Source organism: Vibrio sp. TH_r3, assembly GCF_033101115.1.
GTDB lineage: Bacteria > Pseudomonadota > Gammaproteobacteria > Enterobacterales > Vibrionaceae > Vibrio.
This window is the reverse complement of sequence record NZ_JAWMPW010000021.1, coordinates 1-13990: the sequence shown is the minus strand read 5'-3', so window position 1 is coordinate 13990 and position 13990 is coordinate 1. Positions and strand designations below refer to the sequence as shown.

General features: G+C 38.5%; 13 protein-coding genes. 4 read left to right on the top strand and 9 right to left on the bottom strand.

What is annotated here, in order from left to right:
* Window positions 1-349: 349 nt before the first annotated feature.
* From mioC to R3X26_RS14930, 9 genes are all read right to left on the bottom strand, one after another.
* Complete coding sequence (gene mioC / locus R3X26_RS14970) at window positions 350-784, bottom strand: FMN-binding protein MioC (protein WP_317718129.1); 435 nt, start codon at window positions 782-784, stop codon at window positions 350-352.
* A gap of 379 nt (window positions 785-1163) precedes the next feature.
* Entirely contained in the window at window positions 1164-2525 is a 1362-nt protein-coding gene (gene mnmE, locus R3X26_RS14965; RefSeq protein ID WP_317718128.1) for a tRNA uridine-5-carboxymethylaminomethyl(34) synthesis GTPase MnmE, read from the bottom strand.
* A gap of 148 nt (window positions 2526-2673) precedes the next feature.
* On the bottom strand, window positions 2674-4296 hold the full coding sequence (gene yidC, locus R3X26_RS14960; RefSeq protein WP_317718127.1) for a membrane protein insertase YidC: 1623 nt from the start codon (window positions 4294-4296) through the stop codon (window positions 2674-2676).
* 2 nt (window positions 4297-4298) lie between these two features.
* Window positions 4299-4556 carry a membrane protein insertion efficiency factor YidD gene (gene yidD / locus R3X26_RS14955; protein ID WP_317718126.1) on the bottom strand — a complete coding sequence of 86 codons (258 nt, stop codon included), beginning with the start codon at window positions 4554-4556 and terminating at the stop codon, window positions 4299-4301.
* On the bottom strand, window positions 4523-4879 hold the full coding sequence (rnpA, locus tag R3X26_RS14950; protein WP_317718125.1) for a ribonuclease P protein component: 357 nt from the start codon (window positions 4877-4879) through the stop codon (window positions 4523-4525). The genes yidD and rnpA overlap by 34 nt, the downstream gene beginning before the upstream one ends.
* Window positions 4880-4891: 12 nt before the next feature.
* A complete protein-coding gene (rpmH, locus tag R3X26_RS14945) occupies window positions 4892-5026 on the bottom strand; it encodes a 50S ribosomal protein L34 (protein WP_272132512.1) in 135 nt (44 codons plus the stop codon).
* 193 nt (window positions 5027-5219) lie between these two features.
* Complete coding sequence (locus R3X26_RS14940; protein WP_317718124.1) at window positions 5220-5957, bottom strand: amino acid ABC transporter ATP-binding protein; 738 nt, start codon at window positions 5955-5957, stop codon at window positions 5220-5222.
* Complete coding sequence (locus R3X26_RS14935) at window positions 5954-6625, bottom strand: amino acid ABC transporter permease (RefSeq protein ID WP_317718123.1); 672 nt, start codon at window positions 6623-6625, stop codon at window positions 5954-5956. The genes R3X26_RS14940 and R3X26_RS14935 overlap by 4 nt, the downstream gene beginning before the upstream one ends.
* A gap of 37 nt (window positions 6626-6662) precedes the next feature.
* Window positions 6663-7421, bottom strand: a complete 759-nt coding sequence (locus R3X26_RS14930; RefSeq protein WP_317718122.1) for an amino acid ABC transporter substrate-binding protein — start codon at window positions 7419-7421, stop codon at window positions 6663-6665.
* A 333-nt stretch (window positions 7422-7754) separates the two neighbouring features.
* Between R3X26_RS14930 and dnaA the strand changes: the two genes are divergently transcribed.
* The 4 genes from dnaA to gyrB are packed head-to-tail and all read left to right on the top strand — an operon-like array spanning window position 7755 to window position 13844.
* The gene (gene dnaA / locus R3X26_RS14925) at window positions 7755-9167 is read left to right on the top strand and encodes a chromosomal replication initiator protein DnaA (RefSeq protein ID WP_317718121.1); all 1413 of its coding nucleotides are present in this window, start codon (window positions 7755-7757) and stop codon (window positions 9165-9167) included.
* Window positions 9168-9195: 28 nt separating this feature from the next.
* On the top strand, window positions 9196-10296 hold the full coding sequence (dnaN, locus tag R3X26_RS14920; protein WP_317718120.1) for a DNA polymerase III subunit beta: 1101 nt from the start codon (window positions 9196-9198) through the stop codon (window positions 10294-10296).
* 17 nt (window positions 10297-10313) lie between these two features.
* Window positions 10314-11423 (top strand): DNA replication/repair protein RecF, encoded by a 1110-nt coding sequence (gene recF, locus R3X26_RS14915; RefSeq protein WP_317718119.1) that lies wholly within the window; start codon window positions 10314-10316, stop codon window positions 11421-11423.
* A gap of 3 nt (window positions 11424-11426) precedes the next feature.
* Complete coding sequence (gene gyrB, locus R3X26_RS14910; protein ID WP_317718118.1) at window positions 11427-13844, top strand: DNA topoisomerase (ATP-hydrolyzing) subunit B; 2418 nt, start codon at window positions 11427-11429, stop codon at window positions 13842-13844.
* The last annotated feature ends 146 nt before the right edge of the window (window positions 13845-13990 follow it).

The following is a 13990-nucleotide window of genomic DNA, read 5'->3' as shown; positions in this document are numbered from 1 at the left end:
ATCTATATAGAGATCTTTTATTGGATCTATTATTAAGAAAGCATGATCTTGTGGGTAACAGCAAAATGATCAACAAGATCAGGGAGTTTTGCATGATCGTTTCTTGTGATCTTGCTTGGATCTAAGAGAGGATTAGCTGGGATCTAAATGATTAGTTATTAACAAATAGATGCGAATAAAAAAGTTATTATTTGGATAACTATAGCTTAACCACCGGAATTAACTATAGTTATCCACAAAATGGGTTTTATTAAAAGAATAACCTTGATTGAAAATGAGGATAACTTATCCACAAGTATGAATAAAAAATAACGAATTACCGATGAATATACCAATAAAGAGATTAAGGTTATACATGATCTATCATATCTTTTAACCATTTTTCTGCTGAATCTTCAGGGATCTGTTGTTGTAGAATATCTATCAAAAAACAGTCCGTAATTGGTGTGGCACCTATATCTTCTAATAGATTAAAGGCATGTTTACCCGCAGCACAAAAGGTGTCATAACTAGAATCTCCTATTGCGATCACAGCGTATTTCACATCAGTCATTTTAGGTGGAGTAGCTAATAGGCTGTTGATAAAAGGTTGGATATTATCAGGATAGTCACCTGAACCATGTGTGGATGTGATGACTAGCCATGTTCCTTCGTTCGGAATACTTTCTAAGTTAGGATTATTGTGGATCGTTGTTTCTCTTCCGTTTTGTTGCAAGATATCACTCAGGTGATCACCCACGTATTCAGCACCACCTAATGTGCTGCCGGTTATAATGTGAATCATTAGTTTTTTCCTTTTATTATATTTCTATCCGTTAGTATTAAATGAAGCTAGTAATGATTCAATGCTATTTTTGGGTATATGCTCTCAAATGCAGGATTTACTCAAAGTTAGGAATAAAAGGTTGATTATTATTACTTATATTGGAGTAGATAAGGAGAACTTACGTTTCTCTGTACGGCTCTTTTTAGTTTATAGTATTTTTAAAATCAGAGGGTTCCAGTTTTTCTTATTTAGGATGGGAAAGGTAGAAAAATGGCCATAAACCATAAACCTAGGTGAATAGGGCTATGACCGTTAAAGCGTTTATTACTATTAAAGCTTGAAATAAAGTAACGAGTAAGTACTTACTGTTAATTATTGATAAAAGTTAACAATAAATTTATTTACCTATACAGAACGAAGAGAAAATTTTACCCAGTAGATCATCGGAACTAAACTCACCAGTAATTTCATTAAGGTACTGTTGAGATATCCTTAATTCTTCAGCGAGGAGCTCGCCTGCCATGAAACCTTCTAGTTGCTGCTGACCAATGTAAAGGTGTTCTGCTGCTTTGTTTAATGCTTCTAAATGGCGTCTTCTGGCCATAAATCCACCTTCGTTACTTCCGGTAAACCCCATACACTCTTTCAAATGGCTTTTTAGAGCATCGACACCTTCACCAGTCTTGGCTGATAATCGAATAAGTGTAGGGTCGTTTACATGGCAAATACCAAGACTTTCATTTGTTTGATCCGCCTTATTTCGGATCACTGTCATTCCTATGTTACTGGGTAATCGATCTATAAAGTCAGGCCAAATTTCTTTTGGATCGGTGGCATCAGTGGTCGTGCCATCTACCATGAATAAAACTCGATCGGCTTGAGATATTTCTTCCCACGCTCGATTAATACCAATTCTTTCTACTTCATCAGAAGCATCTCTAAGACCTGCGGTATCAATGATATGGATTGGCATTCCATCGATATGAATATGCTCTCGTAATACGTCGCGTGTTGTACCTGCAATATCGGTAACTATGGCTGAGTCTTTTCCTGACAGTGCATTAAGAAGACTTGATTTTCCTGCATTGGGTCGGCCAGCTATAACTACCTTCATGCCTTCACGCATAATTGAACCCTGATTAGCTTCTACTTTTACTGCCTGTAAGTTATCTATTATATTTTGTAAGTCAGTACTTACTTTTCCATCAGCAAGAAAATCTATTTCTTCTTCAGGAAAGTCGATGGCTGCTTCAACATAAATTCGTAGATAGATTAGTGAATCCACCAACGTTTTTATTTTGTTAGAAAATTGACCTTGTAGTGACTGTAAAGCGGAGCGTGCTGCTTCTTCTGAACTTGCATCAATAAGATCAGCAATCGCTTCTGCTTGCGTAAGATCCATTTTATCGTTCATAAATGCACGTTCAGAGAATTCACCAGGGCGTGCAGGGCGGAGATCGTCAATTTGTAAAATACGCTTAATCAGCATATCCATAACCACAGGGCCACCATGACCTTGTAGCTCTAATACATCTTCACCAGTAAATGAGTGTGGGTTAGGGAAATACAGAGCTATACCTTGGTCTAATTCTGTACCATCCTCTGATTTAAAGGCGATATATTCTGCGTAGCGGGCTTTAAGTTGTTTACCTGTTATTGCTTCAGCAACTACTGATGCTTTAGGCCCTGATACTCTAATAATACCAACACCACCACGTCCAGGTGCAGTCGCTTGAGCGACAATTGTATCTTTAATCATCTTATTATTACCCAATTGGTTATACCAACCTTACTAAATAACAATTCAGTGAAAATACATTATTTTCACTGACGTAATCGAATGGATTGTAATCAGCTAAAACTAAAAAGGCGACCTTTAGGCCGCCTTTCTTAGTATTTATTTACTGTCACTTAGAATGTAAGCCTTTCTTTTCCAGGTTCTTATAAATAATAGTCTGCTGGATAAGCGTAACGACATTGGAAACCAACCAGTAAAGAACAAGGCCTGATGGGAAGAACAGGAAGAAACCTGTAAACATAATAGGCATAAATGTCATGATCTTCTGCTGCATTGGATCCGTAACGGTTGTCGGGCTCATTTTTTGGATCATAAACATACTTGCACCCATTAAAATAGGGAGGATGTAGTATGGGTCTTGAGCCGATAGATCCGTTATCCATAAGAAAAATGGCGAATGACGAAGCTCAACCGATTCCATTAGAGACCAGTACAATGCAATAAATATTGGCATTTGTAGGAAGATAGGTAAACAACCACCAAGCGGGTTTACTTTTTCTTTCTTATACAATTCCATCATTTCTTGGCTCATACGTTGGCGATCGTCACCAATACGCTCACGCATAGCGGCAAGCTTAGGTTGGAGCATACGCATTTTAGCCATAGAAGTGTATTGTGCTTTCGTTAATGGGTACATCGCACCACGAACAACGAAAGTTAGAATCATAATAGATAGACCCCAGTTAACCACGACACTCTGAATCATTGAAAGTAACCAATGCAGCGGCTTGGCAATGAACCACAACCAGCCATAATCAACTACCAGATCTAGACTTGGTGCAACTGCTGCCATTTCTTTCTGTAGTTTAGGACCAATCCAAAGGGTTGCTTCTAGCTGAAGATTATCACCACTCGCTACGGTTTTATTTGGCATACGAACACCAATATCGCCTAAATTACCAATAACGCGAGTATATAGGTTTGATCCAGGCGCTTCACGTGGAATCCAAGCACTTGCAAAGTAGTGTTGAAGCATAGCGGCGTAACCTTGACCATCTGTTAAGTTGATAGAAAGATTACGATCTTGCATATCATCAAAACTGTATTTTTTGTAGCGAGTATCTTGGCTTGAGTATGCACCACCACGATACGTTGGCATGGTTAAACTTCCACCATCATCCATAACGTTTTGGCGTAAATGCGCATACATACCAACGGTAGCATTATTACCAGATTGGTTATCTATATCGTAAGTTACATCAATATCGTAATGCCCACGTTTTAATACGAATGTCTTAACGTAATTAATGCCGTTAGCCGTGTATGAAAGTGGCACACGAATTTCGTCTTGGCCATCAGTCAGTGTGAATGAATCGGCACTGGTTGAGTAACTTGGACGACTAGAACTACTTAAATCAATTCCTTGCGGACCAACTAAGCCACTTTGTGCAATATAAGTATGATCAACATCGTTCTTAAGAAGTACGAATCGTTCTTCCGAATCTTCTTCTTTCGCATATTGATTTAATTGCGCAGAAACAACATCACCACCAAAGGTATCAATTGACAGAGTCAAAACGTCAGTTGTTACCGTAATTAGTTTTGCTGATTGTCCTTGGCCCGGGGTAGGATCAAGCTCATTAGCAATTGATGGTGCTGGTAGAGTACCGTTATTTTGTTCTTGTTCTACTTGCTGTGGAGCTTGTGGGTTCTTTTCAACTTGCCATTGTTGAAACAACAAAAAAGAAACCAGTGCCAAAGCGATAAGCAGAATATTACGTTGAGAATCCATCGTTATTTGTCTCTGTCTTTATCTTGGTTCGGTGGAACGGGGTCGAAACCCCCTTCATTCAAAGGGTGGCATTTTAATAGACGTTTGCCAGATAACCAACTACCTTTTACAAATCCGTGCATTTTTAATGCTTCTATCGCATATGTAGAGCACGTTGGTGTAAAACGGCAACGTGGGCCTATAAGCGGGCTGATAACCCACTTATATATATAAATTAAGCCAATAGCTACCCACGTGAAGGGCGAGAAAGCCGATGCCATAACTTATCTAATAATTTAAACATTTCTTCATTACTCAGGTTTTGAGCACTCTTCTTTGCTATTACAACAAAATCTTTATTGGGTAGCTGATGTTGTTTATGGCGGAAACTCTCTCTAGTAAGGCGTTTAAAGCGATTACGACCAACAGCGGTTTTAATTTGTTTTTTCGGAACAGCTAAACCTAGACGAGGGTGTGGAAGAGTATTTTTACGAGCAATAATAGTGAAATGAGGGGAGCCTGCACTGTGTGCTTGCTGGAATACATTTTTATAATGTTCGGGAGTTAGCAGACGTAACTCCCGATAGAACGCGTACGAATTCAAAATAATCGCGAATTATTTTGAAAGGCGCGCACGGCCTTTAGCACGACGTGCATTTATTGTTTTACGACCGTTCTTAGTTGCCATGCGAGCACGGAAACCGTGAGAGCGCTTACGCTTAAGAACTGAAGGTTGAAAAGTGCGTTTCATGTTTATACCTTTACTGATCAGTAGTTTATAGGTTCTTGTTAAACCCGGCGTGGGAATATATATCCGACGCCTCTCAACAAAGAGGCGGAATTGTAATCACTGACTATCAAAGAGTCAATAACTGTTCGGCTTTAAAAGCTATTTTATTCCGGTCGACGGATTATACGTAGTGTGGAGCAAAGCTCAAGGATCTTTATTGGATCCCGACGTTTTTTAAAAACTTTTGTAATCTACTATCTTGTGGATTAGTAAATATATCTTGTGGAGAACCTTGTTCAACGATATTACCTTCAGCCATGAATATAACTCGATCCGCTACTTCTCGAGCAAACTGCATTTCATGAGTCACAACTAACATGGTTTGTTGTTGAGCGGCGAGTTGTTTCATTACACTGAGAACTTCGCCTACCCATTCAGGATCGAGTGCGGAAGTGGGTTCGTCGAATAACAAGAGTTCAGGTTGCAAAGCCATGGCTCTACCTATGCCCACTCTTTGTTGTTGTCCACCAGATAAAGCCGCAGGGTAGCTTTCCGCTTTGTCTGCTAAGCCTATGTTGTCTAGAATTTGTTGAGCACGTTGATAAGCTTGTTCTTTTTTCCATCTTCGAACTGTAATTAATCCTTCTGCTATATTCTGTTTTGCCGTTAAATGGGCAAAAAGTGCGTAGTTTTGAAAAACAAATCCGGTTTTTTTACGTAAAGCTAATACTTCTGATTTGGTGTGTTGTTCTACATTAACGGAAACATTATCAATGGTAATTTGTCCCACATCAGCGGTTTCTAAAAAATTTAAACATCTAAGTAGTGTTGATTTTCCGGTACCACTTGCGCCAATAATAACAATGATTTCACCTTGCTTTATTTCTAAACTAATTCCGGAAAGTACTGGTGTTTCAGCAAACTTTTTATGGATATTATCTAGTTTTATCATCGTTGATATGCCTTATTGAGTTTAAATTCTGCCCAAATTTGTACCCTTGTTAAGATAATCACAACTACCCAATAGATAAGAGCGACAGCAAGAAAAGCTTCAAAAAATTTAAAACTAGAAGCCGCTTCCATTTGTGCTTTGGCCATTATCTCTGCTACACCTAAGGTAAAGGCAAGCGAAGTTGATTTGATCATATCGATAAAATAGTTCATTAAAGAAGGCAAAGCGACCCGAGCGGCTTGAGGCAGAATGATTCTTCTCATTGCTTGGTTGGTTGTCATACCTACTGATAAACTTGCTTCCATTTGACTTCTATCTATACCGATAATAGCGGCTCGAATACTTTCTGCCATGTAAGCGGAAAAGTGCAGAGATAAGCCTATAATAGAAGCGGAAAATGCATCAATACCTATTAAAATAGGGAATATTTGCGGTAATCCATAATATAGTAGAAACAACTGCACAAGCAGAGGAGTCCCACGAAAGAAGCTAATGTATAACTGACTTAATTGATCCAGTACTGGAATGGAAAAAACCCGAATATTAGCAATAACAATAGAAAGGATTAAAGAGAAAAATAATCCCCATATCGCCATCTCCATTGTGGTACCTAAGTATTTAAGTAATATAGGTAGAAGTTCGAGCATATAATTGAAATCAAAAGGCATTAGCTTTTCCTACGCGGAAGTATTAGTTATCTAGTTGTTATTTTTTGGTTATATCTGAACCGAACCATTTCACAGATATTTTTTCAAGTGTACCGTCTGTTCTCATAGCACTTAATGCTTGGTTTACTTCTGCTTTAAGGATATTGCCTTTTTCGTTTTTAACAAAAGGCCATGCATTTTCTATTGTTTCAAACGGTTGACCTGCAAGTTGTAAAGGTAATCCAGTTTTTTTGATTACTTCTAAGATAGAAAGTCTATCCATTACAAATGCATCAGCACGTCCTAGGGCAACATCATGCTCGATACCTGTATCGTAGGTTTTAATGTTAATTTTGTTTTCTTTATCGTAATCACGTAAAATTTGCTCGAAGTTAGAACCAAGGTTTACTGCTACGGTTTTACCCTCTAAATCGTCTACGCTTTGAATATCATCTCTTCCTTTACGTACTGCTAGTTGTGCACCATCAATTACATAAGGGTCGGCAAATTGATATTTTGCTTTGCGGACATCAGTAATGGTGATTTGGTTTGAGATAGTATCAATTCTATTGGTTTCTAAAAGACCAAATAGGCCAGAAAAGTTTGAAGTCACATACTCAATTTTGTAGTCATTTCTACGACCAATTTCATCCCATAAATCCACTTCAAATCCTTGCAATTTATCTTGTTTTACAAAAGTGAATGGAAAATAGCGTCCTGACATACCAACTTTAACGTCAGTTGCAGCATAAGATACTTGAGCGAAAGATGTAGATAGTGCTAAAAGTGTGAATAAGTTTCTAAACCAGTGTTTCATTCTGTTAAATCCTCTATGTTTGATAGAATGCATAATACTGGCAAATGTTCTTATGTACATAATAACCAGATGTTATTAGAAATAACTAAGATTATTAAGCTTTTTACTCTGATCTCTGTGAATTGTGGGGATAACTAAAAAATGATTTATTTAATAAATGGTTACATAGCTTATTTTTATGAAGATCCTGTGGTTTTTAGGTATATAAAAATTAAAAATGTGAATAACTTAGATCTTATTCACTGGATCAGCGATCATTTACTGGCGATCTTGTCTTACAAGGAGTAAAATTGCCGTCCTTTTCCAAGTCATAAAAATAATCGTGGGGTAACAGTGTCATCTTCGCTATGGTTACAGTGTCTGCAACAACTACAAGAAGAGTTATCAGCGACAGAATTTAGTATGTGGTTAAGGCCGCTGGAAGCTGAATTGGATGATAATACGCTGACTCTATTTGCACCAAATCGATTTGTTTTAGATTGGGTACGTGATAGGTATCTAAATAGTATCAATCGTCTATTAAAAGAGTTTTGTGGTAACGATATACCCAACCTCCGATTTGAAGTAGGCAGTAAACCCGTTTCTATTGCTTCTACTGTTCCTCGTGTTCCTACCAAGACAAAAGCCGATGTTGCAGCTGAATCTTCTGCTCCAGCACAACTTCAAGCTCGCCGGTCAGTGCACAAAACTTGGGATGATGAATCTGAATTAGTTGAAATTAATCATCGTTCTAACGTTAATCATAAGCATAATTTTAATAATTTTGTTGAAGGTAAATCTAACCAATTAGGTTTAGCCGCGGCTCGTCAGGTGGCTGGTAATCCAGGTGCGGCTTATAATCCATTATTTTTATATGGTGGAACAGGCTTAGGTAAAACACACTTATTGCATGCAGTAGGTAATGCCATTGTAGAAAATAAACCTAATGCAAAAGTAGTGTATATGCATTCTGAGCGTTTTGTGCAAGATATGGTTAAAGCTTTGCAAAACAACGCGATTGAGGAATTTAAACGTTACTATCGTAGCGTGGATGCTTTACTCATTGATGATATTCAGTTTTTCGCTAATAAAGAGCGTTCTCAAGAAGAATTTTTTCATACCTTTAATGCGCTTTTAGAAGGTAACCAGCAAATTATTTTGACATCCGATCGTTACCCTAAAGAGATTCATGGGGTGGAAGATCGTTTAAAATCACGTTTTGGTTGGGGGTTAACGGTTGCTATCGAACCTCCAGAATTAGAAACACGTGTCGCGATATTAATGAAAAAAGCGGAAGACCATAAGATTCATTTAGCTGATGAAGTAGCATTCTTTATTGCTAAACGTTTACGTTCAAATGTGCGTGAATTAGAAGGGGCGCTTAACCGCGTTATTGCTAATGCTAATTTTACCGGTCGTCCAATTACCATTGATTTTGTTCGTGAAGCGTTAAGAGATTTACTTGCTTTACAAGAGAAGCTCGTCACTATTGATAATATTCAAAAAACAGTAGCAGAATATTATAAAATTAAAGTTGCTGATTTATTATCTAAACGCCGTTCACGTTCAGTGGCAAGACCACGCCAGCTAGCGATGGCGCTAGCAAAAGAATTAACAAATCATAGCTTGCCAGAAATAGGTGATGCTTTTGGTGGCCGTGATCATACGACAGTATTGCACGCTTGTAGAAAAATAGAACAACTGCGTGAAGAGAGCCACGATATAAAAGAAGATTATTCGAATTTAATTCGTACCCTTTCTTCTTAATAGTACGGTAAGTCGAAAAGAGAATATTATGAAATTTACCATTGATCGCAACCATCTTATCAAGCCATTACAGCAAGTATCAGGTGCTTTGGGTGGGCGTCCTACATTACCAATTTTAGGTAACATACTTTTAAAAGTCGAAAACAATACCTTATCTATGACAGCGACGGATCTAGAAGTCGAACTGGTTGCTCGAATCCATCTTGAGGGTGAATTCGAAGCTGGAAGTATTACTGTTCCGTCACGTAAGTTTTTAGATATTTGGCGTGGGCTGCCTGATAATGCCATTATTACGGTCGTTTTGGATAATGAGCGGTTGCAAATCCGTTCTGGACGAAGCCGTTTTTCATTAGCAACCTTACCAGCTGCTGATTTCCCAAATATTGAAGATTGGCAAAGTGAGGTTGAAATTACACTTTCACAAAATGAACTTCGTAAGCTTATAGAAAAAACTCAATTTTCAATGGCTAATCAAGATGTTCGATATTATCTCAATGGTATGCTATTTGAACTTGACGGTTCTACACTACGTTCTGTTGCCACCGATGGACACAGAATGGCAGTCTCTCAGACCACTCTTGATGCTGATGTTAATTCACAACAAGTGATTGTTCCACGTAAAGGGGTTCAAGAGTTAGTTCGCTTGTTAGATGCACCCGAAAATACAGTAACGTTACAAATTGGCCAATCGAATATACGTGCAGAAGTGAATAATTTTATTTTTACTTCAAAATTGGTTGATGGTCGTTTTCCTGATTATCGACGGGTTATGCCGCAAAGTACCACTAAGACATTAGAAGCTGGTTGCGATGAACTTCGACAAGCTTTTTCTCGTGCTGCCATTTTATCCAATGAAAAATTTCGTGGAGTAAGAGTTAATTTATACGGTAGTGAAATGCGTATTACTGCTAATAATCCAGAACAAGAAGAAGCCGAAGAATTATTGGATGTTAACTTTGAAGGCGAAGACTTAGAAATAGGTTTTAACGTGAGTTATGTCCTGGATGTGTTAGGAACATTACGTTGTGAAAAGGTAAGGGTTTCTATGTCTGATGCCAACGCAAGTGCGTTAATTGAGAATGTCGACGATGACAGCGCTATGTATGTTGTTATGCCAATTCGGTTATAGTTGAAAACGATAAATAGATGTCTTTAACCCGTTTAATGGTTCGACAATTTAGGAATATCGAAGCTTGTGATATAGACCTATCGGCAGGCTTCAATTTTATTATTGGCCCTAACGGTAGTGGGAAGACTAGCGTTCTTGAAGCGATATACATGCTTGGTCACGGACGATCTTTTAAGAGCTCGTTAACTGGCCGTGTAATTCAAAATGATCGGTCAGAATTGTTTATTCATGGAAAGTTACGTAATGCTGACCATTTTGAACTGCCTGTTGGTTTAAACAAACAGCGTGATGGTACAACAGAAGTTAAAATAGGTGGTCAATCAGGACAAAAGCTTGCACAACTAGCAAAAGTGCTGCCATTGCAACTGATCCATCCTGAAGGATTTGACTTATTAACGGAAGGTCCTAAACATCGTAGAGCATTTATGGATTGGGGTGTATTTCACACTGAGTCGAGTTTTTATGATGCATGGGGTAGATTAAAACGTTTAGCCAAACAGAGAAATGCGCTGTTGAAATCAGCAAGAAGTTATAAAGAGCTGAGCTATTGGGATCAAGAGTTAGCTCAACTTGCGGAAAAAATTGATAAATGGCGAAATGCTTATATCGATGAGTTAAAATGTGTTGCAGAAGCGATTTGTCGAGGTTTTTTACCAGAATTTGATATCAAATTAACGTATTATCGTGGTTGGGAAAAAAATACCTCTTATGCAGACATTCTCGAAAAAAACTTCGAGAGGGATCAACTACTTGGATATACCTTTAGTGGTCCGAATAAAGCAGATTTAAAAATTAAAGTGAATAACACACCGGTTGAAGATGTGTTATCGCGTGGTCAGTTAAAATTGATGGTATGTGCATTACGTGTTGCACAAGGTCAACATTTAACTCAAGTGACAGGAAAGCAATGTCTCTATTTGATAGATGATTTTGCCTCTGAATTAGATAGCCAACGTCGAGCAAGTTTAGCAACGTGTTTAAAACAGACGGGGGCACAAGTTTTTGTAAGTTCTATTACCGCCAGCCAAATCGAAGAAATGTACGACGAAAATGGCAGGATGTTTCATGTGGAACATGGCAAAATAGAGTGTATTGATAAGCGGGCTGATAGCCCTAATAGAGAGTAACTCATGGCAGAAAATTACGATTCATCGAGTATTAAAGTACTGAAAGGATTGGATGCTGTACGTAAGCGTCCTGGAATGTACATTGGCGACACGGATGACGGTACCGGTCTCCACCATATGGTTTTCGAAGTTGTTGATAACTCCATCGATGAAGCGTTGGCAGGACATTGTAATGATATTATCATTACCATCCATGAGGATAACTCTGTATCTGTTAGTGATGACGGTCGTGGTATTCCGACAGAAATTCACGAAGAAGAGGGAGTGTCTGCCGCAGAAGTTATCATGACAGTATTGCATGCTGGTGGTAAATTTGATGATAACTCCTATAAAGTATCAGGAGGCTTGCATGGTGTAGGTGTCTCGGTAGTGAACGCTTTGTCTAAGCAGGTTGATTTGACTATTTATCGTCAAGGAAAAGTTCACAAGCAAACATACTCTCATGGTGTGCCTCAATCGCCACTTGCTGTTACAGGTGATACTGACAAAACTGGTACGGTTATTCGTTTTTGGCCAAGTGAAGAAACGTTTACTAACGTTAAATTTCACTACGAAATTTTAGCCAAACGCTTACGAGAATTGTCGTTTCTTAACTCTGGTGTATCAATCAAATTGATTGATGAGCGAGAAGAAGACAAAATGGACCACTTCATGTACGAAGGCGGTACTAAAGCATTTGTTGATTACCTAAATACCAATAAAACGCCTATTATTCAGAAAGTATTTCATTTTGATTTTGAACGTGAAGACGGTATTACTGTTGAAGTAGCAATGCAGTGGAATGATGGTTACCAAGAGAATATTTTTTGTTATACCAACAATATTCCGCAAAAAGATGGTGGTACCCATTTAGCTGGTTTCCGTTCAGCATTAACTCGTACATTGAACAGCTTTATGGATAAGGAAGGCTTCTCTAAAAAAGCTAAAACAGCGACATCTGGTGATGATGCACGAGAAGGTTTAACTGCGGTTGTATCCGTTAAAGTGCCTGATCCTAAATTCTCTAGTCAAACAAAAGATAAGTTGGTTTCATCTGAAGTGAAATCAGCAGTGGAATCGGCTATGGGCGAAAAACTGTCTGAGTTCTTAATTGAGAACCCAGGTGAAGCTAAAATCGTTTGTGGCAAGATCATTGATGCGGCTCGTGCTCGTGATGCGGCTCGTAAAGCAAGAGAAATGACACGTCGTAAAGGTGCATTAGATCTTGCAGGTTTACCGGGTAAACTTGCTGATTGTCAGGAAAAAGATCCGGCTCTTTCTGAACTCTATATTGTGGAAGGGGACTCTGCTGGCGGTTCAGCCAAGCAGGGGCGTAATCGTAAGAACCAAGCAATACTACCACTTAAAGGTAAAATCCTTAACGTAGAAAAAGCACGTTTTGATAAAATGCTTTCTTCTCAAGAAGTTGCCACACTGATCACCGCTCTTGGTTGTGGTATTGGCCGTGACGAATATAATCCAGATAAACTGCGTTATCATAACATCATCATCATGACCGATGCCGACGTTGATGGTTCTCATATTCGTACGTTGTTGCTTACATTCTTCTACCGTCAAATGCCTGAGCTTATTGAGCGCGGTTATATTTATATCGCCCAACCACCTCTCTATAAAGTTAAGAAAGGTAAGCAAGAGCAGTATATTAAAGATGAAGATGCGATGGATCAGTATCAAGTTTCATTGGCTCTTGATAATGCAGAATTACACGTTAATAAAGATGCACCCGCGATTGTTGGTGAATCGTTAGAGCAATTAGTACAGCAGTACAATGCTGGTATGAAGCTTGTTGATCGTATGACTCGTCGTTATCCTCGTGCTCTTGTACATGAATTGGTTTATGTTCCTCGCCTAACAGTTGAAATGAGTCAAGATGCAAGCCAAGTTGAAGCGTGGGGTAAACGTTTAGTTGAACAACTAAAAGAAAAAGAAACTGGTGCGAGTCAATATAGTCTTGAAGTAGAAAGACACGAAGAACTGAATGTTTCTTTGGCTAAAATAGTCATTCGTACACATGGCGTGACACATGAATATGTGATTGGTTTAGATCTATTAGAAACCAAAGAATACGCTAAATTGGCGTCTTTATCTGAAGCATTAGAAGGGTTAATTGAAGCTGGTGCTTACATTAAGCGTGGTGAACGTACTTTAGAAGTAACCAGCTTTGCACAAGCTTTAGAGTGGTTGAAAAAAGAATCGCGTAGAGGTTTGAGCTTACAACGTTATAAAGGTCTAGGTGAGATGAACCCAGATCAACTTTGGGAAACAACCATGGATCCTGAAACTCGTCGTATGATGCAAGTTAAAATCGATGATGCTGTTGGAGCGGATCAACTATTTACTACCTTGATGGGTGATCAAGTTGAGCCTCGCCGTAACTTTATCGAAGATAATGCATTGAAAGTTGCTAACTTAGATGTGTAATTTTATTTGAGTGATAAAAAACACTGCTTTGGCAGTAATGCCGATCAGTTAAGATAATAATCGGCAGATCAGTTGAATGATCCTACCAACATGTAAAAATCCGATAGACCCTATTTATCGGATTTTTTTATGCACGTTTCTCAAGT

What these genes read in the sequence shown, in the direction of transcription:
- mnmE (WP_317718128.1), bottom strand. Translation starts at nt 2,525, where the DNA reads ATGATTAAAGATACAATTGTCGCTCAAGCGACTGCACCTGGACGTGGT.
- recF (WP_317718119.1), top strand. Translation starts at nt 10,314, where the DNA reads ATGTCTTTAACCCGTTTAATGGTTCGACAATTTAGGAATATCGAAGCT.
- R3X26_RS14940 (WP_317718124.1), bottom strand. Translation starts at nt 5,957, where the DNA reads ATGATAAAACTAGATAATATCCATAAAAAGTTTGCTGAAACACCAGTA.
- gyrB (WP_317718118.1), top strand. Translation starts at nt 11,427, where the DNA reads ATGGCAGAAAATTACGATTCATCGAGTATTAAAGTACTGAAAGGATTG.
- yidD (WP_317718126.1), bottom strand. Translation starts at nt 4,556, where the DNA reads ATGGCATCGGCTTTCTCGCCCTTCACGTGGGTAGCTATTGGCTTAATT.
- dnaN (WP_317718120.1), top strand. Translation starts at nt 9,196, where the DNA reads ATGAAATTTACCATTGATCGCAACCATCTTATCAAGCCATTACAGCAA.
- R3X26_RS14930 (WP_317718122.1), bottom strand. Translation starts at nt 7,421, where the DNA reads ATGAAACACTGGTTTAGAAACTTATTCACACTTTTAGCACTATCTACA.
- mioC (WP_317718129.1), bottom strand. Translation starts at nt 784, where the DNA reads ATGATTCACATTATAACCGGCAGCACATTAGGTGGTGCTGAATACGTG.
- yidC (WP_317718127.1), bottom strand. Translation starts at nt 4,296, where the DNA reads ATGGATTCTCAACGTAATATTCTGCTTATCGCTTTGGCACTGGTTTCT.
- rpmH (WP_272132512.1), bottom strand. Translation starts at nt 5,026, where the DNA reads ATGAAACGCACTTTTCAACCTTCAGTTCTTAAGCGTAAGCGCTCTCAC.
- R3X26_RS14935 (WP_317718123.1), bottom strand. Translation starts at nt 6,625, where the DNA reads ATGCCTTTTGATTTCAATTATATGCTCGAACTTCTACCTATATTACTT.